The sequence below is a fragment of the Streptomyces sp. SLBN-118 genome, from assembly GCF_006715635.1.
Lineage (GTDB): Bacteria > Actinomycetota > Actinomycetes > Streptomycetales > Streptomycetaceae > Streptomyces.
Map to the genome: position 1 here is coordinate 1,647,313 of NZ_VFNP01000002.1, position 26,608 is coordinate 1,673,920.

The window sequence follows — 26,608 nt, forward strand, 5'->3', positions numbered from 1 at the left end:
AACGCCGCCCCGGACCCCGCGCCTCACTGAGTCGCGGACGGGCTGAGATGTGCGGCACAGCCGCACATCTCAGCCCGTTCGGCGTTCGGCGGCCTCAGCCGCACCGCGCCCTCCCCCGTCGCCGGCTCAGCGACCGCGCAACGTGCGGTACTTGTCCACGAGAGCCGCGGTCGAGCTGTCCAGCTGCTCGCCACCAGTCCCTCCGGTGAGCACGGGCTCGATCTTCTTGGCGAGCACCTTGCCCAGTTCGACGCCCCACTGGTCGAAGGAGTCGATGTTCCAGACGGCTCCCTGGACGAACACCTTGTGCTCGTACAGCGCGATGAGCTGGCCGAGGACGGACGGCGTGAGCTCGTCGGCGAGGATGGTCGTCGTCGGGTGGTTGCCCCGGAACGTCTTGTGCGCCACCAGCTCCTCGGGCACGCCCTCCGCCCGTACCTCGTCCGGCGTCTTGCCGAAGGCGAGCGCCTGGGTCTGCGCGAAGAAGTTGGCCATCAGCAGATCGTGCTGGGCGACCAGACGCGGCGACAGGTCGGCGACGGGCCGTGCGAAGCCGATGAAGTCCGCCGGGATGACCTTGGTGCCCTGGTGGATCAACTGGTAGTACGCGTGCTGCCCGTTGGTGCCCGGCGTGCCCCAGACGACGGGTCCGGTCTGCCATTCCACCCGGTTGCCCTCGCGGTCCACGGACTTGCCGTTGGACTCCATGTCGAGCTGCTGCAGATACGCGGTGAACTTGGACAGGTAGTGGGAGTACGGCAGCACCGCGTGCGACTGCGCGTCGAAGAACGCTCCGTACCAGACACCCAGCAGGCCGAGCAGCAGGGGCGCGTTGGTCTCCGGCGGCGCCGTACGAAAGTGCTCGTCGACGAGGTGGAAGCCGTCGAGCATCTCCCGGAAACGGTCGGGACCGATCGCGATCATCAGCGAGAGCCCGATGGCGGAGTCGTAGGAGTAGCGCCCGCCGACCCAGTCCCAGAACTCGAACATGTTGGCCGTGTCGATGCCGAAGTCGCCGACCTTCCCGGCATTGGTCGACAGGGCGACGAAGTGCTTGGCGACGGCCTCCTGACCGGCCTTCAGCTCGGTGAGCAGCCAGTCGCGCGCGGAGGTGGCGTTGGTGATGGTCTCGATGGTGGTGAAGGTCTTGGAGGCGATGATGAACAGCGTCTCGGCCGCGTCCAGATCCCGTACTGCCTCGTGCAGATCGGCCCCGTCGACGTTCGAGACGAAGTGGAAGGTCAGATCGCGCGCGGTGAAGGAGCGCAGCGTCTCGTAGGCCATGGCGGGGCCCAGATCGGAGCCGCCGATGCCGATGTTGACGATGTTCCTGATGGGCCTGCCGGTGTGGCCGGTCCACTCGCCGGAGCGGATCCGCTCCGAGAAGGCGGCCATCTTGTCGAGCACGGCGTGCACCGCGGGCACCACGTTCTCGCCGTCCACCTCGATGACGGCGTCGCGCGGGGCGCGCAGGGCGGTGTGCAGAACGGCCCGGTTCTCCGTGGTGTTGATCTTCTCGCCGCGGAACATCGCGTCCCGCAGGGCGCCGACGCCGGTGGCCGCGGCCAGCTCGCGCAGCAGCGTCAGCGTCTCGTCGGTCACCAGGTGCTTGGAGTAGTCGAGGTGGAGGTCTCCGACCTGGAGGGTGTAGCCGCTGCCGCGTGCCTCGTCGGCGGCGAACAGCTCCCGCAGATGTGTCTGTCCCAGCTGCTCGCGGTGCTTGCCGAGAGCGGCCCATTCGGGCGTCTGGTTGAGCCTGCTACTGCCTTCGGCCTTCATCTTGGACATCAGCCCACTTCTTCTCGTACCTGCCTGAGTGCCCCGCTGCGTCTCCAAACCTAATTGATCAGCGGGGGTGCCACGGCGTACGTCGAAGAGACACATCGCGGAAGACGCGTCGAAGAAGTCGCGTCGAAGAAGCGAGGAAAGCGGGAGACGCGTCTGACAGAAAGTCCGGCCGGGCGCCCTCGGTGTCCGGCCGGACCGCAATCTCTAGATCTCGCCCCGCAGTTTGGCAAGCGCTTCGGCAAGAATCGCCTCACCGTCCGCGTCGCTGCGCCGCTCGCGCACATAGGCCAGGTGCGTCTTGTACGGCTCCGTACGCGGCGGGTCCGGCGGACTGTCCCGGTCCTGACCGGCCGGGAACCCGCAGCGCGGGCAGTCCCACGTCTCGGGGACCTGTGCGTCGCTGGCGAAGCTCGGCTGCGTCTCGTGCCCGTTGGAGCACCAGAAGGAGATGCGCAGGCGCGGCGCGGACTCGCCCCGCTCGGCCTCGCCCATCGGCCCCGCTCCGACCCGGCTTCCCCGGATCGCGTTGCCACTTGCCACGGTCGTAACTCCCTGCGTGATGGTGCTGCACAGCGTCTCACAGCGGCTGCGCCGCGGTGCCCCAGTCTACGTAAGGCCCAACGCTCGTCCAGTGATTGGAGTTACACCCCACCCCGGGACGTGGACGGCCTGGGTCAGCTGTCCAACTTGATCAGCAGACCAAGTACGACAATGCACGCAAACCACAGCAGACCGATTACCACGGTGATGCGGTCGAGGTTACGCTCGGCGACCGAGGAGCCACCCACCGAGGACTGCATTCCCCCACCGAACATGTCGGAGAGGCCGCCGCCCTTCCCCTTGTGCATCAGCACCAGCAGCAGCAGCAAGCCACTGAAGATGATCAGGGCAATCGAGAACCCGACAATCACGGCTGGACCAACTTCCTAGGACTGAAATGGAGGACGGGGGCCGGGTGGCAGTCCATGCTGCCTACTCGGCCCCCGCAAGGGTACGACGGATCCGCGCTACCGCATACTCACTGGTCGCGGAACCGGACGATCTTGACGAACTCCTCGGCGTCCAGCGCCGCACCGCCCACCAGGGCACCGTCCACATCGGGCTGCGCCATGATCGCGGCGACGTTCCCCGACTTCACCGAGCCGCCGTACTGGATGCGGACCTTGCCGGCCAGCTCCTGGGAGTACAGCTCCGCCAGACGCCCGCGGATGGCACCGCAGACCTCCTGCGCGTCCTCGGGGGTCGCGACCTCGCCGGTGCCGATCGCCCACACCGGCTCGTACGCGATCACGATCGACTCGGCCTGCTCGGCCGGGACGCCCTTCAGGCCGCCGTCGAGCTGCGCGAGTGTGTACTCGACCTGGTTGCCCGCCTTGCGGATGTCCAGGCCCTCTCCGACGCAGAGGATCGGGGTCAGGCCGTGCTTGAAAGCCGCCTTGACCTTGGCGTTGCAGAGCTCGTCCGTCTCGGCGTGGTACTGGCGGCGCTCGGAGTGGCCCACGGCGACATAGGTGCACTTCAGCTTGGCCAGCATCGGGCCCGAGATCTCGCCGGTGTAGGCACCGGAGTCGTGCGCCGAGATGTCCTGGGCGCCGTACTTGATCTTGAGCTTGTCGCCGTCGACCAGGGTCTGTACGGAGCGCAGGTCGGTGAAGGGCGGCAGGACGGCGACCTCGACGGCCTCGTAGTCCTTGTCCGCCAGGGCGAAAGCGAGCTTCTGGACGTGCGCGATGGCCTCGAGGTGGTTGAGGTTCATCTTCCAGTTGCCCGCCATCAGCGGGATACGGTCACTCACGGTTGTCAGTCCTCCAGTGCGGCGAGGCCGGGGAGCGTCTTGCCCTCGAGGTATTCGAGGCTGGCGCCACCGCCGGTGGAAATGTGGCCGAATGCGTTCTCGTCGAAACCGAGCGTGCGCACGGCGGCGGCCGAGTCCCCGCCTCCGACGACGGTGAAGCCCTTGCTGCCGAGCAGCGCCTCGGCGACGGCCTTGGTGCCCCGGGCGTAGTCGGGGTGCTCGAAGACACCGACCGGACCGTTCCAGAACACCGTCTCGGCATCGGCGATCTTCGACGCGAACAGCTCGCTCGACTTCGGGCCGATGTCCAGGCCCTCCTTGTCGGCGGGGATCTTGTCGGCGTCGACGGTGACAAAGTCGGCCGGGGCCTTGGTCTTCAGGTCGGGGAACTCGCCCGCGGCGAGGATGTCGACCGGCAGGACGAGCTCGACGCCGTTCTTCTCGGCGCGCTCCATGTACTCGGTGACGGTCGGGATCTGGTCCTCCTGGAGGAGGGAGATGCCGACCTCGTGGCCCTTGGCCTTGAGGAAGGTGTAGGCCATGCCGCCGCCGATGAGGATGCGGTCGGCCTTGCCGAGCAGCTCGTCGATGACGCCGAGCTTGTCCGAGACCTTGGCGCCGCCGAGGACCACGACGTACGGGCGCTGCACCTCTTCGGTGAGCTTCTTCAGGACGCCGACCTCGGTGGCGATGAGGTAGCCGACGGCGTGCGGCAGCCGGGCCGGGAGGTCGTACACCGAGGCGTGCTTGCGGTGGACGGCCCCGAAGCCGTCGCCGACGTACACATCGGCGAGGGCGGCGAGCTGGTCCGCGAACGCGCCGCGCTCGGCGTCGTCCTTCGACGTCTCGCCGGCGTTGAAGCGGAGGTTCTCGATGACGGCGACCTGGCCGTCGGCGAGGCCCGTGACGACGGCCTTGGCCGATTCACCGACGGTGTCGGTCGCGAAGGCGACATCGGCGCCGAGCAGCTCACCGAGACGCTTGGCAGCCGGGGCGAGCGAGAAGGCAGGGTCCGGGGCCCCCTTGGGGCGGCCCAGGTGGGAGGCGACGACGACGCGCGCGCCCGCTTCGGCCAGCTTGGCGACGGTCGGCTGGACGGCGCGGATGCGGCCGTCGTCGGTGATCGTGGTGCCGTCGAGCGGCACATTGAGGTCGGCGCGGACGAATACCCGCTTGCCCGCGACCCCTTCGGTGAGAAGTTGGTCGATCGTCTTCATGAAATACGGCTCCTGGAAGGCTGGCACGCGCGACAGGGCTTGAGCGGCGCTTCGTTGCGCCGCTCAAGCCCTGTCGCTCACATCGTGGTGCTCTCGTTGCGGATCAGCTTGCAGATCAGAGCTGGCCGCCGACGAAGACCGTGAGGTCCACGAGGCGGTTGGAGTAGCCCCACTCGTTGTCGTACCAGCCGAGGATCTTCACGGACTTGCCCTCCTGGACCATGGTCAGGGAGGAGTCGAAGGTGCAGGAGGCCGGGTCGCCGACGATGTCCGAGGAGACGATCGGGTCCTCGGTGTAGAAGAGAACGCCCTGCAGGTCGCCGTCGTCGGCGGCCTTCTTGAACGCGGCGTTGACCTCGTCCTTGGTGACCTCGCGCTGCAGCTCCACGACAAGGTCGGTGGCCGAACCGGTCGGAACCGGAACACGCATCGCGATGCCGTCGAGCTTGCCCTTGAGCTGCGGGAGAACTAGCGCGGTGGCCTTCGCGGCACCGGTGGTGGTCGGGATGATGTTCTCGGCGGCGGCGCGGGCGCGGCGCAGGTCCGAGTGCGGGAAGTCAAGGATGCGCTGGTCGTTCGTGTACGCGTGGACCGTGGTCATCAGGCCCTTGACGATGCCGAAGTTCTCGTCGAGAACCTTGGCCATCGGCGCCACACAGTTGGTGGTGCAGGAGGCGTTGGAGATGACGTGGTGGTTGGCCGCGTCGTACTTGTCCTGGTTGACACCCATCACGATGGTGATGTCCTCGTCCTTGGCCGGAGCCGAGATGAGGACCTTCTTGGCGCCGCCGGCGATGTGCTTCGCGGCGTCGGCCTTCTTCGTGAAGATGCCGGTGGACTCGATGACGATGTCGACGCCGAGCTCGCCCCACGGGATGTCGGCGGGGTTGCGCTCGGACAGCACCTTGATGGTGTGGCCGTCGACGGTGATCGTGTCGGCGGTGTGGGTCACCTCGGCCTTGAGGCGGCCCAGGATGGTGTCGTACTTCAGCAGGTGGGCGGTGGTCGCAGTGTCACCAAGGTCGTTGACAGCCACGATCTCGATGTCTGCACCCTGCTCCAGCAGCGCGCGGAAGTAGTTACGACCGATGCGGCCAAAGCCGTTGATGCCTACGCGGATCGTCACGAACCGATCTCCTCGTTGGTACGCCGGGTTTCGACGCCGGCGAGCTGTATGGGATGTCCCCGACCGCCTACGACCCTACCCCCCTGGCGGCCCGCGAGTGACATCGAGAGGGCCTGTGCGCGCCACGGCGACCCCTACCCCTCAGTAGGGTTTCGGCAGGGGCAGGAGCCGCCGTGGAGCGCTTCGCGGGGTCAGCGGCGCAGGGCCCTCAGCGCCTTCCCGATGACGATCTTGCGGTCGCCCGCGGCGGGCACGTGCTCCAGGCCGAAGCCGAGCAGCACGCTGTCCTCCGTAGTGACGGCGGCCTGGGAGTGGAAGAGCGCCTGGCCCCGCGCCCAGTCGACCGTGTTCCCGGGACTGCCGGCCGGCGGTCCGGGCACGCTCCAGGGGCCGAGCGCGCTCTCGAAGCCCTCAGGACCCTGCGGGGTGCCGGAGACGACGAGCCGGGTGTCGTCGACGAAGGCGCCGACTCCGCCGGTGCCCGGGTCGGAGACGTACGAGATCGCGAGCTCGACCTGTTTTCCGGCGTAGGCGCTGAGGTCCACGGAGACCTGCTGCCAGCCGTTGGAGGAGCCCGTGAAGCGGTTCCAGGCGCCACTGGTGCCGGTCGGCGTGCAGCCGGAGGCCGCCACCGTCAGGTAGTGGGCGAGGAACGGGTGGCCCTGTACGTAGTAGCCCTGCTCGCACTGGACGGGCACCTCGCTGGTGGTGCCGCCGTTGGCGTCCGGCAGGGTGGTCCAGTCGTCCTGTCCCACCGTGTGCGCCTCGACGACGACATTGTCGAAGCCGCGCTCGGTGTCGTAGCTGAGCTGGAACTGCAGGCTCGGCTTGGCGGCGGCCGCCGTGCCGGACAGATCCACGGTGCGCGCCAGGCGCATGTACGCGTCGTCCTGGTGCTTCGCCGCGGCGAACCAGTCGCCCGCGGCGGGCTCGAAGGGCGTGCGGATCCCCGGATAGGTGCCCGCGGACGCGCTCTCGAACTGCGGGAACCGGTCGGGCTTCAGGGTGTCCGACGTGATGGTGTAGGCCCCGGCCAGGTCGAGCGGATTTCCGCTCGCGTCGCCGAGGGCCGCCCCCGCGCCCCTGAGCGATCCTGAACCGGCGAAGGAGGGCGGGGACCCCAGCCCCACGCGGTTGTAGGCGCCGAGGTAGTACTGGGCGAAGTCGTTGGAGTCCGCTCCGCCCAGGTCGATGGTGCCGCCGGCCTGCTCACCGGCGTTGATCAGCCTGCCGCCCTCGTTGAGGTAGTCCCGTACGACGCCGGTGGTCGCCGCGGAGGGCTGGTCCGCGCCGGTGTACCAGAGCACGGTCCTGAAGTGGCCGAGCACACCGAGGGCGCTGGGGACGCCCTGCGTCGCCACGTCCCAGACCGCGGCCCGGTGGCCGTTGTCCGCGAGGGCCTCGGTGTACGCGGCGGTGTTCTTCGCCGGGGTGGTGCCGCCCTCTTCCGCGATCACCAGCGTGTCGGCGCGCGGCCGTTCGGCGACGGTGTAGGTGAAGTGCTCGCTGGCGGTGGGCTTTCCGGCCCGGGTCCTGCCGGTGAACCAGACCTCGACCGTGTCGCCGACGTCACCGTCCCGGACCTTGGCGCGGTACTCCTCGAAGCGGATGTTGTCGTCGCCGCCGTACCTCTCTCCGCCCTTCCAGCGCTTGAGCGCCCGGTCGTGCGTACGGCCGCCGTTGACGCGGTACTTGAGCTCCTTGTCGCGTACGGACCTGCGGGCGACGACGGAGACTTCCTGGTCGCCACCGCGCGCGTAGGAGGTCGTGAAGGCGTCCGGGGTGAAGTCCGCGGCCTGCAGACCGAGCGAGGAGGAGGGCTGATCGGGATGGGCCGCCGTCTCGGCGACCGAGAGCGCGAACGGGATGTTCTTCGCGAACTCCTGCTGGATCAGCTTCTCGTCGTCGGGGAAGGTGAAGACCGAGGCACAATCGGCGGGGTTCCAGGCGTCATTGGGGTCGATGCGCGAGGCGGTCGCGCAGGTCGACATCTCCGGGGTGTACATCATGATCCCGTTGACGTTGGCCGCATGGCCGTCGGCCTCGCCGTTGGTGGTGTAGAGCTCAGAGGAGACCTGGGGGCGGTAGCCGGGGATCGCGGAGTTCTTCGGCGTACCGGCGAGGGACTGGTAGAGCACGTCGTCCGGGGTCGGGGTCGCGACCTGCCAGCCGACTCCGTACAGGAGCAGCTGGGCCGCCGAGTGGTAGTTGATGCCGTACTCGAAGCCGATGCGCTTTTCGAAGGAGTCGAGCGCCCTGGTCTCGGGCTCGGAGGCAGGGCCGGTGCCGCGGTAGGTCTCGGAGGCCGGGTCGGGGGACGAACCCTCGTTGTCGTAGCCCCACTTGTACGCGAAGTTCCGGTTGAGGTCGACGCCGTCGCCGGGGGTGATCTTGCCGTCGCCGTTGTTGTCGTGGAGATTCTTGCGCCACTGGCGCTCGTCGGTGCCGGTGAACGTGTAGTCGTAACCGTCGGGGTTGGCGGAGATGACGAACCACAGTTCGGTGGTGTCGACGATCTTCGTGATCCGCGGGTCCTTGCCGTAGTTCGCGAGGTAATAGTGCATCAGCCGCCGGGTCATCTCCGGGGTGATCCACTCGCGCGCGTGCTGGTTGGACACATACAGCGTGGAGGGCTTGGAACCGTCCCTGTTCTTCTTGGCGCCCTTGCTGACCTTGAGGGCGAGGATGTCCTGGCCCTTGACGGTCTTGCCGATGCTCACGACCTTGGTCAGGGCGGGATTGGCCTGCGCGGTGGCGAGGATCTCGCTCTTGAGGCCCTTCTCCCCGCTGTACGGTCGGAAGACGCCGTCGCCCGCTGCCGCCACCCGCTTCTCGGCCGAGGCCGAGACGGTGTGCTCGGTGACGTCGATGCCCTGCTTGCGCAGAGCGGCGGCCTGCCGGTCGCTGAGGTAGAGCTCCACGGTGGCGGCGCCCTTGTCGGGCACCTGCTCGGTCAGTTCATGGCCGTCGGCGCCCGCCGCGAGGATCAGCGGAAGCTGAGCCTTCGTGACGTGGGCCCGCCATACGGACAGTCCGTCGCCGTCGCCCGACGGTTGTGCCTGGGCGAGCGGCGCGGCCGCGAGTCCGGCTGTCAGGAGTGATACGGCGGCGAGGATCGATCTCGCTCTTCGTCTCATTGGCCCCCCTTGCTGGTGTCTGCCAGGAAAGTGAACAGACGCCAGACTCATCACGCCCCATGGCCATGTCAAGACAGCCACGCCGTCCGAACGAGTGCACAGAAAACCGCTGTCGGCGTTCGGGTGAACGTCGACAGCGGTCGGTGGAGCGGGTGGTGACGGCGGGTCAGCCCACGAGGCCGTCCGCCATCTCCTCGGTGAGGCTCGACTCCGTGCCCGGAATGCCCAGATCCTGGGCCCGCTTGTCGGCCATCGCGAGCAGCCTGCGGATACGGCCCGCGACGGCGTCCTTCGTCAGCGGCGGGTCGGCGAGCGCGCCCAGCTCCTCCAGGGAGGCCTGCTTGTGCTCCATGCGGAGCCTTCCGGCTGCCGCGAGGTGCTCGGGCACCTCCTCGCCGAGGATCTCCAGCGCGCGCTGGACGCGGGCGCCCGCGGCGACCGCGGCGCGCGCCGAGCGGCGCAGATTGGCGTCGTCGAAGTTGGCGAGGCGGTTGGCGGTGGCGCGCACCTCGCGCCGCATCCGCCGCTCCTCCCAGGCGAGCACCGACTCGTGGGCGCCCAGGCGGGTCAGCAGCGCGCCGATCGCGTCCCCGTCGCGTACGACGACGCGGTCCACACCGCGCACCTCCCGCGCCTTGGCGGCGATGGAGAGCCGGCGGGCCGCGCCGACCAGCGCGAGAGCGGCCTCCGGGCCCGGGCAGGTGACCTCAAGCGACGAGGAGCGGCCGGGCTCGGTGAGCGAGCCGTGCGCCAGGAACGCGCCGCGCCAGGCGGCCTCGGCGTCACAGGTGGCGCCCGAGACGACCTGCGGCGGCAGCCCCCGGATCGGGCGGCCCCTGCCGTCGACCAGACCGGTCTGGCGGGCCAGCTGGTCGCCGCCCGCCACCACTCGTACGACGTAGCGCGAGCCGCGGCGCAGTCCCCCCGGCGCCATCACCATGAGCTCGGAGCTGTGGCCGAAGATCTCCAGGATGTCCCGCTTCAGCCGGCGCGCCGCGATACCGGTGTCCAGCTCCGCCTCGATCACAATGCGGCCGCTGACCAGATGCAGCCCGCCCGCGAACCGAAGGATCGCCGAGACCTCCGCCTTTCTGCAGCAGGTCCGGGTGACGGGAAGCCGGGAGATTTCGTCCTTCACCGCTGCCGTCATCGCCATGGGCCGATCCTTCCATGCATCCGAAAAATACGGTCGTACGCGGCGGCCAACAGCTCCGGATCATGCTTCGGAACTCCACTCGGCGAGGCCACGGGCGCCAGCTCGACCGCGGCGCCGAACCGCTTGGCGGCTTCGGCGAGGGACTCGCGGTCGGGCACGGCGGCCTCGTCGGCCAGCACCACGTCCAGGGCGAGTTTAGGCGCGTGTCGTCCCAAAACCTCCAAATGACGCTGCGGTGAGAAGCCATCTGTTTCGCCGGGCTGGGGAGCGAGGTTGAGCGAGAGGACCCGGCGGGCCTTCGTCTCGATCAGGGCGTCCAGCAGTTCGGGCACGAGCAGATGAGGGATCACCGAGGAGAACCAGGAACCGGGGCCGAGGACCACCCAGTCGGCGTCCAGGACCGCGGCGACGGCCTCCGGGACGGCGGGCGGGTCGTGCGGGACGAGGTGCACGGACTGCACCTCGCCCGGCGTGAGCGCGACGGTGGCCTGGCCGCGGACCGTGTCCACCTCGTCCGGCCGGGCCGGGTCGTGGCCCCGTACCAGCGCCTGGAGCTCCAGCGGCACGGCGGACATGGGCAGCACCCGGCCGTGCGCGCCCAGCAGCTTGCCGACCAGGTCCAGCGCCAGGACATGGTCACCGAGCTGCTCCCACAGGGCGACGATCAGCAGATTGCCGACCGCGTGTTCGTGCAGATCACCCTGGGACTGGAAGCGGTGCTGGATGACACGGGCCCAGGTCTGGCCCCAGTCGTCGTCGCCACACAGGGCCGCCAGGGCCTTGCGCAGATCGCCGGGGGGCAGCACGCCCAGCTCGTCGCGGAGCCGGCCGCTGGAGCCTCCGTCGTCGGCGACGGTGACCACCGCGGTGAGGTCGCCGGTGATACGGCGCAGGGCGGTGAGCGACGCGGACAGGCCCATGCCTCCGCCGAGCGCGACGACCTTGGGCTGCGCACCGCGTTTCCGTCCGGTCGGCGCGTGCGCGGACCTGCGCAGCCGCCTGAGACGGAGGTTACGTCCGGTCACTCGCGCCCCATGTCCCGGTGGACGACAACGGTCTCGATCCCGGCGGAGGAGAGCCGGGCGGCCAGCCTCTCGGACGTGGCCACGGAGCGGTGCTTGCCACCGGTGCAGCCGACGGCGATGGTGACGTACCGCTTGCCCTCGCGGCGGTAGCCGGCGGCGATCATCTGGAGCAGCTCGGTGTAGCGGTCGAGGAACTCCTTGGCGCCGGGCTGGTTGAAGACGTAGTTCGACACCTCGTCGTTCAGGCCGGTGAACGGGCGCAGCTCGGGGACCCAGTGCGGGTTCGGCAGGAAGCGCATGTCGACGACGAGATCCGCGTCGACGGGCAGGCCGTACTTGAACCCGAACGACATCACCGTGGCGCGCAGCTCCGGCTCCTCGTCGCCCGCGAACTGGGCGTCCATCTTGGCGCGCAGCTCGTGCACGTTGAGGCTGGAGGTGTCGATCACCAGGTCGGCGTCACCGCGCAGCTCGCGCAGCAGATCACGCTCGGCGGCGATGCCGTCGACGATCCGGCCGTCGCCCTGCAGCGGGTGCGGACGGCGGACCGACTCGAAACGGCGGACCAGGGCCTCGTCGGAGGACTCGAGAAAAACGATCCGCCGCGTGACCTGCTTGGAGTCCAGGTCGGCGAGGGATTCACGGAGGTTGTCGAAGAACCGCCTGCCGCGCACGTCGACGACGACGGCGATCCGGGCGACATTGCCCTGCGAGCGGGCGCCGAGCTCCACCATGGTGGGGATCAGTGCGGGCGGCAGGTTGTCGACGACGAACCAGCCGAGGTCTTCCAGACACTTCGCGGCCGTGCTGCGCCCGGCACCCGACATACCGGAGATGATGACCAGCTCGGGGATGGCCGCCTCCGCGGCTCCGCCGGGCTCGATCGTGGTGCCCGTACTCACGTCTGCTGCTCCGTCTCCATCGTGCTCAGTCATGTCCTGCTTCCCCCGTCGCTCTCTTCAATGATCTCTCCTGTTGCCGTATTCACGGCAGGGGCGGCCACAGCCGCCTGGGCAAGGGCCGCCACCACGGACTCGGCCGTCTTGCGGCCCATGCCGGGAACCTCGCAGATCTGCTCGATTGTGGCCTGCTTCAGCCGCTTCACCGAACCGAAATGCTTGATCAGCGCCTGCTTACGGGTCTCGCCGAGACCGGGCACGGCGTCGAGCGGACTGGTCCTGATGCGCTTGGTCCGCTTGGAGCGCTGATAGCGGATGGCGAAGTCGTGAGCTGTGTCACGGACCCGCTGCAGGAGATACAGCCCCTCGCTGGAGCGCGGCAGGACCACCGGGTCGTCGTCGTGCGGAAGCCAGACCTCCTCCAGTCGCTTGGCCAGCCCGCAGACCGCGACGTCGTCGATGCCGAGCTCGTCGAGTGCGCGCTGGGCAGCGGCCACCTGGGGCTGTCCGCCGTCGACGACGACAAGCTGGGGCGGATACGCGAAGCGCTTGTGCTTTGTCTCGTCCTCGGGGGCGTCGTCGCCGATCCACTCCCCCGTCCTGTCCTTCTCTGCCAGATAGCGCTTGAAGCGGCGGCTGACCACCTCGTGCATGGACCGGACGTCGTCCTGCCCTTCGAAGCCCTTGATCTGGAAGCGCCGGTACTCGCTCTTGCGGGCCAGGCCGTCCTCGAAGACCACCATGGACGCCACGACGTCCTCGCCCTGGAGGTGGGAGATGTCGAAGCACTCGATCCGCAGGGGCGCCGAGTCGAGGCCGAGGGCCTCCGCAATCTCCTCCAGGGCCCGCGAGCGGGTCGTCAGGTCGCTGGCGCGCTTGGTCTTGTGCAGGGCCAGCGCCTGCTGGGCATTGCGCTGGACCGTCTCCATCAAATCCTTCTTGTCGCCGCGCTGGGGGATGCGCAGCGAGACGATCGAGCCGCGGCGGTCGCTCAGCCACTGGCCGACCGCGCCGGTGTCCTCGGGCAGCGCCGGGACGAGTACCTCCTTGGGGACCGCGTCGCCCTTCTCCTCGCCGTACAGCTGCTGCAGCGCGTGCTCGACGAGGCCCGCGGTGTCGACGGCCTCGACCTTGTCGGTGACCCAGCCGCGCTGGCCGCGGACGCGTCCGCCGCGTACGTGGAAGATCTGTACGGCGGCTTCCAGCTCGTCCTCGGCGACGGCGATCAGATCAGCGTCGGTGGCGTCCGCGAGCACGACCGCGTTCTTCTCCAGGGCGCGCTTGAGCGCCCCTATGTCGTCGCGCAGCCTGGCCGCCTTCTCGTACTCCATCTCGTCCGCGGCCGCCGTCATCTGCTTCTCGAGGCGGCGGATGTAGGTGCCGGTGCGGCCGGCCATGAAGTCGCAGAACTCCTCGGCCAGTTCACGGTGTTCCTCGGGGGTGACCCGGCCGACACAGGGTGCGGAGCACTTGCCGATATAGCCGAGCAGACAGGGGCGTCCCTTCTGCTGGTGGTTCCTCAGGACCCCCGCGGAGCACGTACGGACGGGAAAGACGCGCAGCATCAGGTCGACGGTTTCGCGGATCGCCCACGCATGGCCGTACGGACCGAAGTAGCGCACGCCCTTCTTCTTGGCTCCGCGCATCACCTGGACCCGCGGAAACTCCTCATTGAGGGTGACCGCGAGATACGGATAGCTCTTGTCGTCCCGGTACTTGACGTTGAACCTGGGGTCGAACTCCTTGATCCAGGAGTACTCCAGCTGGAGCGCCTCGACCTCGGTGGAGACGACGGTCCACTCGACGGAGGCGGCCGTGGTGACCATGGTGCGGGTGCGCGGGTGCAGACTCGCCAGGTCCTGGAAGTAGTTGGCGAGTCGCTGGCGGAGGCTTTTCGCCTTGCCGACGTAGATCACCCGGCGGTGCTCGTCGCGGAATCTGTAGACCCCCGGCGAGTCGGGGATCTGTCCCGGCTTGGGGCGGTAGCTGGAGGGGTCTGCCATGCGCTCCACCCTACTGGCGGGCGGTGACACTGCGGGGTGGCCTCCGGCCCTTGCCGGGGGCTCCCCAGGGGTCCGGGCGGAGCCCCCGGACGGTCCGACGCGGCGGCGCCGGACCGCCGTGACGATCAGGGCCGGCGAGGCGAGGGCACCCGCTCCGGCGGCCACCGAGGCGGCCGTGACCGCCGGGTCGTCGTGCTGCGGCGCACCGGCCGGTGCATGACCGCCCGCGCCGCCCTTCCTGGCGTACTCCGAACCCGGCAGCTTGTCCCCGTACGCCGCCCGGACCCGTTTCTGACAGGCCGCGAGCGTCGTACCACGGGTGCCCACCGCCCGTGTCGCGTCCTCGTCCAGCGGGAGCACGGTGCTGCCCTTGCTGACGTACCAGGCATCGATCTGCGGTTCGCGGAAGACCGTGCCGCCGGAAAGCCTGCGAGCGCAGTGCGGCAAGAACGGCCGCTGCGGCAGGCAGCCGTCTCTTGGTGGTGCGCATCGCGTTCCTCCCTGTGAGGGTGGGGATGGAGGAGCGCGTCCGGACGCTGGGGTTGAGCATCAGTCCTTGTCGAGCGCAGGTCAACGCGCTTCAATGCGGGGTGACACGGCGCTGTGAATGCCGTGGCCGGGATGTGAACACCTCCGTCCCGTTCCACCTGGATGCCTGTCGCCGCCCACCCTCAGCGGCTCTCCCTTCACCGTGAACGTTCACTCGCTCCCGAAAGCCGCTGGAGGAACCATGGGGCACACCGAGGCCGATCTGGCACAGGTGCTGCACACCGGCCCGTTCCATCTGGCGCTGCGCGCCGCCCTCGCGGTGCGCGGGCTGCCGCTCCAGCGCGTCCAGCACCATCTTGCGCACCGTGGCATCAAGGTCGGTGTGACCAGCCTGAGTTACTGGCAGCAGGGTGCGCGCCGTCCGCAGCGGCCCGAGTCACTGCGTGCCGTACGCGCCCTGGAGGACGTGCTCGGACTGCCCGGGAACTCGCTGATCCGCCTGCTCGGTGTCGGCGAGGGCGGCGCGCGCACGGACATGGAGCGCCCCGCCGCGCGCTCGTACCGCTCGCTGGTGGAGGCCTCGGGTGCGGTCGAGCAGCTGCTCGCCGATCTGGAGTCACCTGCCGACGGCGGGCTGCACACAGTGGGCCATCACGAGCGGGTGCGGATCGGGTCGGGGCGCGAGCTGCTCGGCCGCGACTCGGCGCATGTCGTACGCGCCCACCGCGACGGGATCGACCGCTGTCTGGCCATCCACTTCGGCGACCCGGGCTGTGATCCGGCGCGGGTGGAGGTCAGCGCCCTGGAGAACTGCCGCACGGGACGGGTGCGGTGGCACCGCGAGACCGGGGTGCTCATTGCGGAGCTGCTCTTCGACGCCCGGCTGCGCGCGGGTGAGACGTACCTCTTCGGCTACGGCTTCGAGGACGGGACCGGCGGGCCGAGCGGCGAATACGTACGCGGGTTCAGCTTCGCGGGCGGGCAGTACGTGCTGCAGGTGCGCTTCGACGAGGGCGCGCTGCCGGTGCGGTGCCGGAGATTCGCGCAGGCCACGACGGGTGCGCCGCGCGGGGCCCGGACGGATCTCACGCTGAGCGGGCGCCATCGCACGGTGCATCTGGTGGAGCAGGGCGTACGGCCGGGAATCCTGGGGATCGACTGGGACTGGGAGTGAGCCCGGTTATGCGTCCGGTCCGGCGACGAGCCTGCCGCCCTCGGCCCTGATCGGAACCTCGGGAAGCGGCACGGTCGCCGGGCCCTGGACCGCCTTGCCGGTCGTCACGTCGAAGCGGCTGCCGTGGCAGGGACAGTTGCCCTCGGTGCCCTCCACCTTGTCCAGGACGCAGCCCGCATGTGTGCACTGCGCGCTGAAGGCCTTGTACTGGCCCTTGGCCTGGCAGCTGACGACGAGCCGCTGCTCGCGGTAGAGCTTGGCGCCGCCGACCGGGACGGCATCGGCCGCGCCGAGCTCGACGGGCGCGGTCGGCGTGGGGTTCTCGGCGTGCCCCAGCTTCGACTCGGTGGAGCAGGCCGCGACCCCCAGCCCGGCTACGCCGGCGAGGGCGGCGCCCTTCAGCACGGCACGGCGGGCGGCGGGCTGGCCGGACATGGAAACTCCACAGGCATCGGTCGATCGGGGCGTCGGTGACAGACCCGACGATACCGGCGGAGATCGACGGCTCCGCCGGGGGGTCTCCCTGTCGCCCCGGGCGGCGATGCGTTACGTTCGGGCGGTGATCGTCGTCGCCGGAGAATCCTTGATCGATCTGGTCCCGCAGGGGGAGGGCGTGCCCCTGCCCCCACTGCTGCCGCGGCTCGGCGGCGGACCGTACAACACCGCTGTAGCGCTCGGGCGGCTGGGGACACCGGTCGGCTTCTGCTCCCGTGTCTCGACGGACGGCTTCGGGGACGCGCTGTTGGACGGACTGCACGCGGCGGGGGTCAGCACCGCCCTCGTACAGCGTGGCCCCGAGCCGACGACGCTGGCCGTCGCGACGATAGGCGCGGACGGCTCCGCCCATTACGGCTTCTATATGCAGGGCAGCGCGGACCGGCTCTTCGAACTGCCGCCTCAACTGCCGGACTCGGTACGGGCCTTGGCATTCGGGGCCTGCTCGCTGGTGCTCGAACCGGGCGCGAGCGCGTACGAGGCACTGCTGCGGCGGGAGGCGGAGCGCGGGGTCTTCACACTGCTCGACCCGAACATCAGGGCCGGGCTGATCCCGGATGCGGATGCCTACCGGGCGCGGTTCGCCGGGTGGCTGCCGTCCGTGTCGCTGCTCAAGCTGTCGGAGGAGGACGCCGAGTGGCTCGGCGGGGTGCCGCAGGGGCCTTCGGCGGTGGTGCTGACGCGGGGCTCGGAGGGACTGACGGTACGGACGAGCTCCGGCCTGGAGGTCTCGGTCCCGTCCGTGCCGGTCGCCGTCGCGGACACGATCGGCGCGGGCGACACGGTGAACGCCGCGCTGCTGCACGCCCTCGCGGCCCGCGATGCGCTGGCGGCGGACGCGCCGGCGGCGCTGGACGCGGACGGCTGGCGCGAGGTGCTGCACTTCGCGGCCCGGGCGGCAGCGGTGACCTGCTCCCGCACGGGCGCGGAGCCGCCGTATGCGGCGGAGCTGTCCTAGGCTCCCCACTCCGCCCTACGGCCTGGCGGCCGTGGAAGGTACCCCCATCCCGAACTGGGGGCAAGCCCCCGGATTGCCGTATGCGACCTCCGGCCGCAGGTCCTCAAACGCCGGACGGGCTCAAGGTACGACCCGGCCGCGCCTTCGGCCCGTCCGGCGTTTGAGGCGCGGGGGTCCGGGGGGAGCCCCCCGGGACCAGGCCCGCCGCAGACGCCCCCCGCCGACGCCGCGGTCAGGCCTTGCGCGCCCTCGCCGTCCGCGCCGTCGCCGTCTTCTTCACCGGAGCCGACTTCGCCGCGACCGCGTTCCTCCTCGCCGCCGCCTTCTTCGGGGCCGTGCGCGCCGCGGGCACGACCGCGTCGCTGATCCGGTCCGCGTCCAGGATGTCCCGCAGGAACTTGCCGGTGTGGCTGGTCGGCACGCCTGCGACCTGCTCGGGGCTGCCCTCGGCGATGACCAGGCCGCCGCCGCTGCCGCCTTCGGGGCCCATGTCGACGACCCAGTCCGCGGTCTTGATGACGTCCAGGTTGTGCTCGATGACGATGACCGTGTTGCCCTTGTCGACCAGGTTGGACAGCACCTTGATCAGCTTGCTGATGTCCTCGAAGTGCAGCCCGGTCGTCGGCTCGTCCAGGACGTAGACCGTGCGGCCGGTGGAGCGCTTCTGCAGCTCGCTCGCCAGCTTGACGCGCTGTGCCTCGCCGCCGGACAGCGTCGGCGCCGACTGGCCGAGGCGGACATAGCCGAGGCCAACCTCGTTGAGCGTCCTCAGATGGCGGGAGATCGTCGGGACGGCCTCGAAGAAGTCCAGCGCCTCCTCGATCGGCATGTCCAGCACCTCGGCGATGGACTTGCCCTTGTAGTGGACCTCCAGGGTCTCCCGGTTGTAGCGCGCTCCGTGGCAGACCTCGCACGGGACGTACACATCGGGCAGGAAGTTCATCTCGATCTTGATGGTGCCGTCGCCGGAGCAGTTCTCGCAGCGGCCGCCCTTGACGTTGAAGGAGAAGCGGCCGGGGAGGTAGCCCCGCACCTTGGCCTCCATCGTCTCGGCGAAGAGCTTGCGGACATGGTCGAAGACACCCGTGTACGTCGCCGGGTTGGAGCGCGGCGTACGGCCGATGGGCGACTGGTCGACATGCACCACCTTGTCGACGAGGTCGTCGCCGTCGACCCGGGTGTGGCGGCCCGGCACCGACTTCGCGCCGTTGAGCTCGCGGGCGAGATGGGTGTAGAGGATGTCGTTGACCAGTGTCGACTTGCCGGAGCCGGAGACTCCGGTGACCGCCGTGAAGACACCGAGCGGGAAGGAGACGTCGATGTCGCGCAGGTTGTTCTCCCGGGCACCGTGGACGGTGAGCAGCCGTCCCGGGTCCATGGGCCTGCGGATCTCGGGCGTCGGGATGGACCGCTTCTTGGCGAGGTACTGACCGGTGATCGAGGCCTTGTTGGCCAGCAGGTCCTTCAGCGAGCCGGAGTGCACGACCTTGCCGCCGTGCTCACCGGCGCCGGGGCCGATGTCGACGACCCAGTCGGCCACCTTGATGGTGTCCTCGTCGTGCTCGACGACGATGAGGGTGTTGCCCATGTCGCGGAGCCGTACGAGGGTCTCGATGAGCCGGTGGTTGTCGCGCTGGTGGAGTCCGATCGACGGCTCGTCCAGGACATACAGCACGCCGACCAGGCCGGAGCCGATCTGGGTGGCGAGCCGGATGCGCTGCGCCTCGCCGCCTGAGAGCGTGCCGGCCGCGCGGTTCAGCGAGAGGTAGTCGAGGCCGACGTCGACCAGGAACCTGAGCCGTTCGTTGACCTCCTTGAGGACCCGTTCGGCGATCTTCTTGTCCCGGGCGTTCAGCGTCAGCCGGCCGAGGAAGTCGGCGCATTCGCTGATGGACATCGCGGAGACCTCGGCGATGGACTTCTCCATCACGGTGACCGCGAGGACGATCGGCTTGAGCCGGGTGCCCTCACAGGTCGGACAGGGCACTTCGCGCATATAGCCCTCGAAGCGCTCCCTGCTGGCATCGCTCTCCGCCTCGGTGTGCCGCCGCTTGACGAACTGCACGGCGCCCTCGAAGGCGGGCGTGGTGTACGCCCGCTCCCGGCCGTAACGGTTGCGGTAACGGACCTCGACCTGGGTCTTGTGGCCGAACAGCAGGGCCTTCTTGGCACGCTGCGGCAGCCCGGCCCAGGGCATGTCGGTGGCGAAGCCGAGGGCCTGTGAGAGCCCGCCGATCAGCCGCCCGAAGTACTCCTTGGTGTGGCCGTGGGACCAGGGGTGGATCGCGCCGTCGTCGAGGGACTTCTCCCAGTCGGGGACGATCAGCTCGGGGTCCACCTCCATGCGTGTGCCGATGCCGGTGCAGTCGGGACAGGCGCCGAAGGGCGAGTTGAAGGAGAAGGAGCGGGGCTCCAGCTCCTCGAAGGACAGGTCGTCGTACGGGCAGTACAGATGCTCGGAGTACATCCGCTCGCGCTCGGGGTCGTCCTCCGGGAGATCGACGAAGTCGAGCACGACCATGCCGCCGGAGAGCCCGAGCGCGGTCTCGACCGAGTCGGTGAGCCGGCGTTTGGCGCTCTCCTTGACGGTGAGGCGGTCGACGACCACCTCGATGGTGTGCTTCTCCTGCTTCTTCAGGGTCGGCGGCTCGGCGAGCTGGATCGTCTGCCCGTCGACGCGGGCCCGGCTGTACCCCTTGGTCTGGAGGTCGGCGAACAGGTCGACGAACTCTCCCTTACGCTCGCGCACGAGCGGCGAGAGGACCTGGAAGCGGCTGCCCTCGGGCAGTTCGAGCACCTTGTCGACGATGGCCTGCGGCGACTGGCGCGAGATGGGACGGCCGCACTCGGGGCAGTGAGGCTTGCCGATCCGGGCGAACAGGAGACGGAGGTAGTCGTAGACCTCGGTGATGGTGCCGACCGTCGAGCGCGGGTTGCGCGAGGTCGACTTCTGGTCGATCGAGACGGCCGGGGAGAGACCCTCGATGAAGTCGACGTCCGGCTTGTCCATCTGGCCGAGGAACTGCCGGGCGTACGAGGAGAGCGATTCGACGTACCGGCGCTGCCCCTCGGCGAAGATCGTGTCGAACGCGAGCGACGACTTGCCCGACCCCGAGAGCCCGGTGAAGACGATGAGTGAGTCACGCGGGAGGTCGAGCGAGACGTTCTTGAGATTGTGCTCGCGAGCGCCACGGACGATGAGACGGTCGGCCACGCCGGTCCGCACCTTTCTTGAGAGAAGCGGGGGCACAGCCCCCGTCCCAGACTATGGGGGCCGCCGGAACGTTTGGATTCCCAGCTGTGCAATGACTGCACCAACCAGGATGCTCCCCTGAGCCTATAGCACGCACATTCGATTTGCGGCCACACTCTGACACCTTCACCCGATCGAGTGGCCGGGCTATCGTCGGTCTCATGATCGATCCCTTGCGCGACCTGGCCTCTGTACGCCAAGCCACCGATCGGCTCCTGACCGCAGCCGCCGGTCTCGACGACGCAGCCGTCGCCGGACCGTCCCGGCTCCCGGGCTGGAGCCGGGGCCATGTACTGGCCCACCTGTCCCGTAACGCCGAAGCGCTCGTGAATGTTCTCCAAGGCCGCCCGATGTACGTCAGCGCGGAGGCGCGCGAGGCGGACATCGAGCGCGACGCGCCCCGTCCGCCCGCCGTACAGCTCGCGGACGTACGCGACACCGCCGCCGCCTTCCGGGCCGCCGGCGAGGTCCCCGCCGACTGGAGCCGCACGGTCGAGCTGCGCAACGGCATCACCGACGCCGCGGCCCGCCTCCCCTTCCGCCGTCTCGTCGAGGTCGAGCTGCACCATGTCGATCTGGACATCGGCTACGAGCTGGAGGATCTGCCCGAGGAGTTCACCGACCGGGAGATCTCCTTCCTCAGCGAACGTTTCTCCGGCCGCGCGGACGTCCCGCCGACCCGGGTCGTCGCAAGCGACAGGGAAGCGGGCGTCAAGGACGCCGGCGAGTGGCACACCGGCGGAACGGAAGGCGCCCCGGTGACGGTCACCGGCCCCGCCGCCGACCTGCTCGGCTGGCTCGCCGGACGGCGCGACGGGGCGGGCCTGGACACCGCCGGAGCCCTGCTGCCGAAGCTGCCTGCGCTATAGGCTTGTTCCATGACGTACAGCGGAGTGGTGAAGGTCGGCGGCCGGGCTGATGTGCACGAGCTGACGGACCTGATGATCTCCAAGGTCGCGGTCGGCCCGATGGACAACAACAGCTATCTGCTGCGCTGCCGGACCACCGGCGAGCAACTGCTGATCGACGCGGCCAACGAGCCCGAGACGCTGCTCCACCTGATCGGCGACGACTCCATCGCGTCCGTCGTCACCACCCACCGCCACGCGGACCACTGGCAGGCGCTGGCCCAGGTCGTCGAGGCGACCGGCGCCCGCACCCATGCCGGACGTTACGACGCGGAGGGCATCCCCGTCCCGACCGATGTACTGGTCGAGGACGGGGACACGATCAGGGTCGGCCGCGTCGAACTGACGGCCCGCCGTCTCGTGGGCCACACCCCGGGCTCGATCGCCCTGATCTACGACGACCCGCACGGTCCCCCGCACTTGTTCACCGGTGACTGCCTCTTCCCGGGGGGTCCTGGCCGGACAACACTTCCGGAAGAATTCAACTCCCTGATGGACGGCCTGGAGACCAAGCTGTTCGACGTCCTGCCCGACGAGACGTGGATCTACCCCGGCCACGGCAACGACACCACCATCGGCACGGAGCGACCCCACCTCGCGGAGTGGCGCGCACGAGGCTGGTAACCGTCCAACGACGACCGCCCCGATTTCGAAACCGAAGAGGGGGCGGTCGCGCGTTCAGGCCCAAATGTTCGTCGTCGGGCTCGTCCGCCTCCTCACACCCCGGGGCCGAGCCAGCGGCCGAACGGCCCGTCCTGGCCCGGGCCTTCAGCGCCAAGCACACCGACCCCCTTCAGTACGGTGCGGTGCGGTGGCAGCGGGATCACACGTCGTCCCCTTCCTGTCGGGCCTGCGCCTGCAGCGCCGCCACGACGTCGTCCGCCCGATCCTCGGTCTGTACAACGAGCGTGTCCACCACGTCGGTGCTGCCGGGCAAAAGCGCGACCGCCATGAACACCACCGCCCGAGCTTCACACCCACGCCGGATGCCACCGCCTCGGTCGCCCGCCGGCGGTTCCCGGCCACGGTGCTGACCTACCGTCTCAATGACACCGCCGTGGTGGATGTGGCAGTCCGGCTCGCCGCGCGCGGTGCACCGCTGCTGCTGATCGCGGTGCCGCCGCCATCCGCGGCGGCCCGTTCGTGCACGCGGCCTCGCCGGTGCCGTGGGCGCCGCTGGCCGTCCCCTGCCCGCCCCGCTGGCTCCGGGGGCAAAAAGGAATCGGTCCCGGCCGCCCCACGGGGAGAGGGCGGCCGGGACCGGCTGCTGCACACCCTGGTGCCGCCGCGCCCGGTGAGTGCCGGCTACGAGGCGGTGCGTTCGGAATCGGCGACGGGGGCGTCCTCGCGGTGCAGGAAGGTGGCCAGGAGGTCGCCGACGGGGTGGTCGGCCTCGCTGGGATGGCGCAGGGCTACCGTGGGGTCGATGGTGTAGCGGTTGCGGCGCCCGACGCGTTCGCGGGTGAGATATCCGGCCGCCTCGAGGTCGGCGACGATCAGCTGGACGGCGCGTTCGGTGATGCCGATGGCGTCGGCGACGTCGCGTCCGCGCGCTTCGGGGTCGCGGGCGAGGCCGATCAGGACCCGGGCGTGGTTGGTCAGGAAGGTCCACTGGTCGCCGCGCGGGCTGGAGGGCTGGCTCATGGCCTTCATCATACGAAGCCGACTTCGCATAACCAACATCATTTCGCGAAAAATAATTGACGAAAAAGTTTTCGCGTAATCAGGGACGGGAATCAGAGGGGCAGGTGACGCTGGACGCACCCTCACCACCCGCTTCGACCCTGCTGAAAGGGGGTCCCGATGTCTTCCCAGACCTCCATCCCGACCCTGACCCGCCCGGCAGACACCGGCTCTCCGGTGCTGCCGCTGTCCCTGCCGCACCCGGTCACCGCGCTGGTGACCAACCGTCCCGACGACCTGGCCGTGGTGGACGCGGCCGTGCGGCTTGCCGCTCCCCGCAAGGCTCCGGTGCTGCTGGTCGCCGTCCTGCCCGCGCCGTCGCAGATTCCGGACCGCTCCCGTGTGGACGCGCAGGCGGCGCGGGTGTTCCTGGCCCGGGTGCTGCCCCGGCTGCGTGCGGCCGGGGTCGGCTACATCCCGGTCGCTCACCGTGTCCCGGCCGAGAGCGGCGGGCAGCCCAGGCTGCGGGCCGCAGGCGGTGTGCTGGCCCTGGCCGCACGCCACCATTCACCGCTGGTGGTGGCCTCCAGCCGGGGACCGGCCGGTCTGGACGCGCACAGCCTGATCGAAGCCTCCGCCGTACGCGGCGGCCCCTTCGTCTACGCCGTCGCACCCACCCACCAGGCCGTGCCTGTCGCCGACGTGGGCTGGAACCGGCGGACCTATCGCCGGCCCGGCAGCCCTCCGAAGCCCGCCAGGCCCGGGGCACCGCTCCCCACCTTCTTGTCCGCCCTTGCCATTACGCCCCGCACGAGGAAGCCGATTCACCATGAATGAACTGTCGTACGCCGTCCCGCTGTGGGTATGGGCCGCGGTCACGCTCGGCATCGGCGTGATGCTCGCCGTCGACCTGATCGCCCACCGCGACAACCACGTGATCGGCTTCCGCGAGGCCGCGCTGTGGAGCGGCCTGTGGATCGCCATCGGCCTCGGCTTCGGCCTGATCCTGTGGGCGTGGCAGGGAGGCGAGGCATCGTCGACGTACTACGCCGGCTACCTGATCGAAAAGGCCCTGTCGATCGACAACGTCTTCGTCTTCGCGCTGGTCTTCTCCTTTTTCGCGGTACCTGACGCCTACCAGCACAAGGTCCTGTTCTGGGGCGTCATCGGCGCGCTCGCGGCCCGGCTGGTGTTCATCTTCATCGGCGCCGAACTGCTCCAGGTCTTCTTCTGGACCGCCTACCTCTTCGGGGCATTCCTCATCTGGACCGGCTACAAGATGGCCGTCTCCAAGGACGAAGAGGTCCACCCCGACCGCAATCCCGTCGTCCGCCTCGTCAAGAAGATCATCCCCACCGATCCGCGATTCCACGGCGACAGGTTCTTCATCCGCGTCAGCGGCAAGCGCATCGCCACGCTGCTGTTCGTGGTCCTGGTCGCCGTCGAGGCCACCGACCTCATCTTCGCGGTCGACTCCGTCGCCGCCGTCCTGGCGATCACCACCAACACCTTCATCGTCTGGACCGCCAACGCATTCGCCGTCCTCGGCCTGCGCAGCCTGTACTTCTGCCTCGCCGGGCTGCTGCGCCGCTTCCAATACCTGCACTACGGACTGGCGGTGCTGCTCGCGTTCGCCGGCGTCAAGCTCATCCTCTCGGAGACGCCCGTCGGCAAGCTGCCCATTCCGCTCACCCTCGGCGTCATCGCCGTCACCATCACCGTCTCCATCGCCTGGTCCCTGATCGCCACCCGCGGCGAGGACAGCGACAGCGGCGAACCCGCATCCCAGACGGACCACACGGCCGACACGCAGCCACACCCTGCCACCGGCGCCCACGCCTCGACCCCCTCCGCCAGCCCGCACCATCCGGAAGGACGGCCGTCATGACCACCCTCAGCCCCCAGCGCAGCAGCACACCCGCCCCGCCCCGCACCTCCCCCCGTCCACACCTACACCGTCGCCGACGGCCCGAAAGGCGGTGGCGTCCTGGCCATCCTGACCGGCGCCCGCGCCGAGGCGGACGTGGCCGCCCACGCGGGCCGGCTCGCCGCCCGCACCGGCCGCAAGGTCACCGCCGCGCGGTCGCCTTCCGCTCCAACGGCTTCAGCGTCAACGCCCTACTCCATGTCGCCCGCCACCGGCGCCTCACCCACCAGGCGGAAGCCGTTCTCGCACCCCACACCGAATCCCTCGCCGCAGCCGGTCACCACTGCAATGCCATCGTCCTGTTCCCCGCCCGCACCAACACCTTTCGCCTACCCGCCCGCGCTCTGGCGCGCTTCGCCGCCCGCATCGGTGCCACAACCGTGATCACTTCCGTGCCCCTCCACCCACCCGGCCGGGCCCGGAGACCAGCGGGTACGGCGGATTCCCGGGCGCCACTCGGGCGACTTTCCGACGGGGCGGTGGCGTGACTGCCGTGATTCCCGGCCGACCGGTACGACCATGCTGACGTACCGCGGCACCAGCCACTGGGGAGGACCTGTGGAGCGAGAGGACGGCACATCGGTGGCCACCGGTGTCACCACCGAGCGTCTCACCGGGCTCCGCAGGTGGAACCTGGGGCTCACGCTGCTGCACCTGATCCAGGCCGTGGCCATCGTCCTCCTCGCCGGAAGCTTCTCGATCACGGTGACCGCCTCCGTCCCCGAGGGACCACCGGGAACGGCAGCGCCCGCCCCGAAAGCATTGTTCGACGTGCCGATCGGCTGGGCCGTCGCCGCCTTCCTCGCCCTTGCGGCAGCAGACCACCTGCTGACGGCGACAGTGTGCCGCGGCACCTACGAACGCGACCTCAGACGCGGCATCAACCGTTTCCGGTGGCTGGAGTACGCGCTGAGCGCAACCCTGATGGTGCTCCTCATCGGCTTCTACGCGGGCATTACCGGCCTCAATGCCGTCATCGCCGTCGTCGGCGCCAACGTCGGGATGATCCTCTTCGGCTGGCTCGAGGAGGTGATGAACCCGCCGGGGCGGGCGAGGACCAGGATGCTGCCCTTCTGGTTCGGGACGCTGGTCGGCGTCACGCCGTGGGTCTCGATCGCATATAACACGGTCGCGGCGGAGGTCGTCCCCGGCTTCGTGTACGGAATCGTTCTCGTCCAGGCCGCTCTCTTCTTCAGCTTCGGTCTCAACCAGTGGCTCCAGTACCGCGGAGTCGGCCGGTGGTCCGACTACGCATATGGTGAAAATGCCTACCTGGTCCTCAGCCTCGTGGCGAAGTCACTCCTGGCGTGGCAGATCTTCGCCGGCTCGCTGGCTGACTGAACCTCTTCCGTCCGAAACCCCCATCGGCAAGACGCGAACACCCGGTTCGCGGGCGGCCTCGATGGCATCGGCCATCAACCGGTCGCACTCGGGGCGTTCCTCACCCGAGTACGCGTTCACATCGTTCTCGACGTACTCGCCGCCGACCTCCCAGCCGTTCTCCTCGACGAACGTCCGTAGGTCGCTCATCTGCCGATTGACGATCCGTCGACGGTCGCGCGGGTCTTCGCAGATCCGCGCGTAAAGGAAGACGAGGGTACGGCGCGGGAGCATCCTAGTGTTCAGAGGAACCTA

The 26,608-nt window shown here is 69.4% G+C and carries 23 protein-coding genes; 7 read left to right on the forward strand and 16 right to left on the reverse strand.

Annotation, left to right across the window (positions count from 1 at the left end; genetic code table 11):
• Positions 1–126: 126 nt before the first annotated feature.
• From pgi to uvrC, 11 genes are all read right to left on the reverse strand, one after another.
• A complete protein-coding gene (pgi, locus tag FBY35_RS26170; protein ID WP_399208888.1) occupies positions 127–1,788 on the reverse strand; it encodes a glucose-6-phosphate isomerase in 1,662 nt (553 codons plus the stop codon).
• A gap of 204 nt (positions 1,789–1,992) precedes the next feature.
• Positions 1,993–2,328, reverse strand: coding sequence for an RNA polymerase-binding protein RbpA (locus FBY35_RS26175; protein WP_072483070.1), 336 nt, complete (start codon positions 2,326–2,328; stop codon positions 1,993–1,995).
• Between the two features lie 134 nt (positions 2,329–2,462).
• Positions 2,463–2,699, reverse strand: coding sequence for a preprotein translocase subunit SecG (gene secG / locus FBY35_RS26180; protein ID WP_186357070.1), 237 nt, complete (start codon positions 2,697–2,699; stop codon positions 2,463–2,465).
• Between the two features lie 107 nt (positions 2,700–2,806).
• Positions 2,807–3,583 (reverse strand): triose-phosphate isomerase, encoded by a 777-nt coding sequence (tpiA, locus tag FBY35_RS26185; protein ID WP_142216431.1) that lies wholly within the window; start codon positions 3,581–3,583, stop codon positions 2,807–2,809.
• A gap of 5 nt (positions 3,584–3,588) precedes the next feature.
• A complete protein-coding gene (locus tag FBY35_RS26190; protein WP_142216432.1) occupies positions 3,589–4,800 on the reverse strand; it encodes a phosphoglycerate kinase in 1,212 nt (403 codons plus the stop codon).
• 115 nt (positions 4,801–4,915) lie between these two features.
• Entirely contained in the window at positions 4,916–5,926 is a 1,011-nt protein-coding gene (gap, locus tag FBY35_RS26195; protein ID WP_142216433.1) for a type I glyceraldehyde-3-phosphate dehydrogenase, read from the reverse strand.
• A gap of 191 nt (positions 5,927–6,117) precedes the next feature.
• Positions 6,118–9,063, reverse strand: a complete 2,946-nt coding sequence (locus FBY35_RS26200; RefSeq protein ID WP_142216434.1) for a M14 family metallopeptidase — start codon at positions 9,061–9,063, stop codon at positions 6,118–6,120.
• 166 nt (positions 9,064–9,229) lie between these two features.
• The gene (whiA, locus tag FBY35_RS26205) at positions 9,230–10,219 is read right to left on the reverse strand and encodes a DNA-binding protein WhiA (RefSeq protein WP_142216435.1); all 990 of its coding nucleotides are present in this window, start codon (positions 10,217–10,219) and stop codon (positions 9,230–9,232) included.
• Positions 10,210–11,244: a uridine diphosphate-N-acetylglucosamine-binding protein YvcK gene (gene yvcK / locus FBY35_RS26210; RefSeq protein WP_142216436.1), complete on the reverse strand. Its 1,035-nt coding sequence runs from the start codon at positions 11,242–11,244 to the stop codon at positions 10,210–10,212. Before yvcK ends, whiA begins: the two co-directional genes overlap by 10 nt.
• On the reverse strand, positions 11,241–12,179 hold the full coding sequence (gene rapZ, locus FBY35_RS26215; protein ID WP_142216437.1) for an RNase adapter RapZ: 939 nt from the start codon (positions 12,177–12,179) through the stop codon (positions 11,241–11,243). Before rapZ ends, yvcK begins: the two co-directional genes overlap by 4 nt.
• Entirely contained in the window at positions 12,176–14,146 is a 1,971-nt protein-coding gene (uvrC, locus tag FBY35_RS26220; RefSeq protein WP_142218174.1) for an excinuclease ABC subunit UvrC, read from the reverse strand. Before uvrC ends, rapZ begins: the two co-directional genes overlap by 4 nt.
• Positions 14,147–14,876: 730 nt before the next feature.
• Here uvrC and FBY35_RS26225 point away from each other — a divergent pair.
• On the forward strand, positions 14,877–15,809 hold the full coding sequence (locus tag FBY35_RS26225) for a hypothetical protein (protein ID WP_142216438.1): 933 nt from the start codon (positions 14,877–14,879) through the stop codon (positions 15,807–15,809).
• 6 nt (positions 15,810–15,815) lie between these two features.
• On the opposite strand, the gene FBY35_RS26230 is transcribed toward FBY35_RS26225, so the two are convergent.
• Complete coding sequence (locus FBY35_RS26230; RefSeq protein WP_142216439.1) at positions 15,816–16,244, reverse strand: Rieske (2Fe-2S) protein; 429 nt, start codon at positions 16,242–16,244, stop codon at positions 15,816–15,818.
• A 124-nt stretch (positions 16,245–16,368) separates the two neighbouring features.
• Between FBY35_RS26230 and FBY35_RS26235 the strand changes: the two genes are divergently transcribed.
• Complete coding sequence (locus FBY35_RS26235) at positions 16,369–17,262, forward strand: carbohydrate kinase (RefSeq protein WP_142216440.1); 894 nt, start codon at positions 16,369–16,371, stop codon at positions 17,260–17,262.
• 232 nt (positions 17,263–17,494) lie between these two features.
• Here the strand turns inward: FBY35_RS26235 and uvrA are convergent, their stop codons facing one another.
• Entirely contained in the window at positions 17,495–20,476 is a 2,982-nt protein-coding gene (uvrA, locus tag FBY35_RS26240; RefSeq protein WP_142216441.1) for an excinuclease ABC subunit UvrA, read from the reverse strand.
• A 200-nt stretch (positions 20,477–20,676) separates the two neighbouring features.
• Here uvrA and FBY35_RS26245 point away from each other — a divergent pair, with 200 nt between their 5' ends.
• Positions 20,677–21,384, forward strand: a complete 708-nt coding sequence (locus FBY35_RS26245) for a maleylpyruvate isomerase family mycothiol-dependent enzyme (RefSeq protein ID WP_142216442.1) — start codon at positions 20,677–20,679, stop codon at positions 21,382–21,384.
• A gap of 9 nt (positions 21,385–21,393) precedes the next feature.
• A complete protein-coding gene (locus FBY35_RS26250) occupies positions 21,394–22,047 on the forward strand; it encodes an MBL fold metallo-hydrolase (protein WP_142216443.1) in 654 nt (217 codons plus the stop codon).
• 199 nt (positions 22,048–22,246) lie between these two features.
• Here the strand turns inward: FBY35_RS26250 and FBY35_RS36185 are convergent, their stop codons facing one another.
• The gene (locus FBY35_RS36185; protein ID WP_160159318.1) at positions 22,247–22,384 is read right to left on the reverse strand and encodes a hypothetical protein; all 138 of its coding nucleotides are present in this window, start codon (positions 22,382–22,384) and stop codon (positions 22,247–22,249) included.
• 344 nt (positions 22,385–22,728) lie between these two features.
• Complete coding sequence (locus FBY35_RS26260; protein WP_142216444.1) at positions 22,729–23,067, reverse strand: helix-turn-helix domain-containing protein; 339 nt, start codon at positions 23,065–23,067, stop codon at positions 22,729–22,731.
• 159 nt (positions 23,068–23,226) lie between these two features.
• On the opposite strand from FBY35_RS26260, the gene FBY35_RS37435 reads away from it, so the two are divergent.
• The 3 genes from FBY35_RS37435 to heR all read left to right on the forward strand — a co-directional run bounded on the left by FBY35_RS37435 (position 23,227) and on the right by heR (position 26,314).
• On the forward strand, positions 23,227–23,883 hold the full coding sequence (locus tag FBY35_RS37435; protein WP_260848822.1) for a hypothetical protein: 657 nt from the start codon (positions 23,227–23,229) through the stop codon (positions 23,881–23,883).
• Positions 23,876–24,934, forward strand: a complete 1,059-nt coding sequence (locus FBY35_RS26270) for a TerC family protein (protein ID WP_142216445.1) — start codon at positions 23,876–23,878, stop codon at positions 24,932–24,934. Before FBY35_RS37435 ends, FBY35_RS26270 begins: the two co-directional genes overlap by 8 nt.
• Before the next feature lie 597 nt (positions 24,935–25,531).
• Positions 25,532–26,314 (forward strand): heliorhodopsin HeR, encoded by a 783-nt coding sequence (gene heR, locus FBY35_RS26275; RefSeq protein ID WP_260848823.1) that lies wholly within the window; start codon positions 25,532–25,534, stop codon positions 26,312–26,314.
• Here the strand turns inward: heR and FBY35_RS26280 are convergent.
• Positions 26,270–26,587 carry a recombinase family protein gene (locus FBY35_RS26280; protein WP_142216446.1) on the reverse strand — a complete coding sequence of 106 codons (318 nt, stop codon included), beginning with the start codon at positions 26,585–26,587 and terminating at the stop codon, positions 26,270–26,272. The two genes, heR and FBY35_RS26280, sit on opposite strands and share 45 nt — an antisense overlap.
• Positions 26,588–26,608: the final 21 nt, after the last annotated feature.

Coding starts and splice junctions, on each gene's coding strand:
- pgi (WP_399208888.1), bottom strand. CDS start 1,788: ATGTCCAAGATGAAGGCCGAAGGCAGTAGCAGGCTCAACCAGACGCCC.
- FBY35_RS26190 (WP_142216432.1), bottom strand. CDS start 4,800: ATGAAGACGATCGACCAACTTCTCACCGAAGGGGTCGCGGGCAAGCGG.
- FBY35_RS26200 (WP_142216434.1), bottom strand. CDS start 9,063: ATGAGACGAAGAGCGAGATCGATCCTCGCCGCCGTATCACTCCTGACA.
- whiA (WP_142216435.1), bottom strand. CDS start 10,219: ATGGCGATGACGGCAGCGGTGAAGGACGAAATCTCCCGGCTTCCCGTC.
- rapZ (WP_142216437.1), bottom strand. CDS start 12,179: ATGACTGAGCACGATGGAGACGGAGCAGCAGACGTGAGTACGGGCACC.
- uvrC (WP_142218174.1), bottom strand. CDS start 14,146: ATGGCAGACCCCTCCAGCTACCGCCCCAAGCCGGGACAGATCCCCGAC.
- FBY35_RS26225 (WP_142216438.1), top strand. CDS start 14,877: ATGGGGCACACCGAGGCCGATCTGGCACAGGTGCTGCACACCGGCCCG.
- FBY35_RS26230 (WP_142216439.1), bottom strand. CDS start 16,244: ATGTCCGGCCAGCCCGCCGCCCGCCGTGCCGTGCTGAAGGGCGCCGCC.
- FBY35_RS26245 (WP_142216442.1), top strand. CDS start 20,677: ATGATCGATCCCTTGCGCGACCTGGCCTCTGTACGCCAAGCCACCGAT.
- FBY35_RS26250 (WP_142216443.1), top strand. CDS start 21,394: ATGACGTACAGCGGAGTGGTGAAGGTCGGCGGCCGGGCTGATGTGCAC.
- FBY35_RS26260 (WP_142216444.1), bottom strand. CDS start 23,067: ATGAGCCAGCCCTCCAGCCCGCGCGGCGACCAGTGGACCTTCCTGACC.
- FBY35_RS37435 (WP_260848822.1), top strand. CDS start 23,227: ATGTCTTCCCAGACCTCCATCCCGACCCTGACCCGCCCGGCAGACACC.
- FBY35_RS26270 (WP_142216445.1), top strand. CDS start 23,876: ATGAATGAACTGTCGTACGCCGTCCCGCTGTGGGTATGGGCCGCGGTC.
- FBY35_RS26280 (WP_142216446.1), bottom strand. CDS start 26,587: ATGCTCCCGCGCCGTACCCTCGTCTTCCTTTACGCGCGGATCTGCGAA.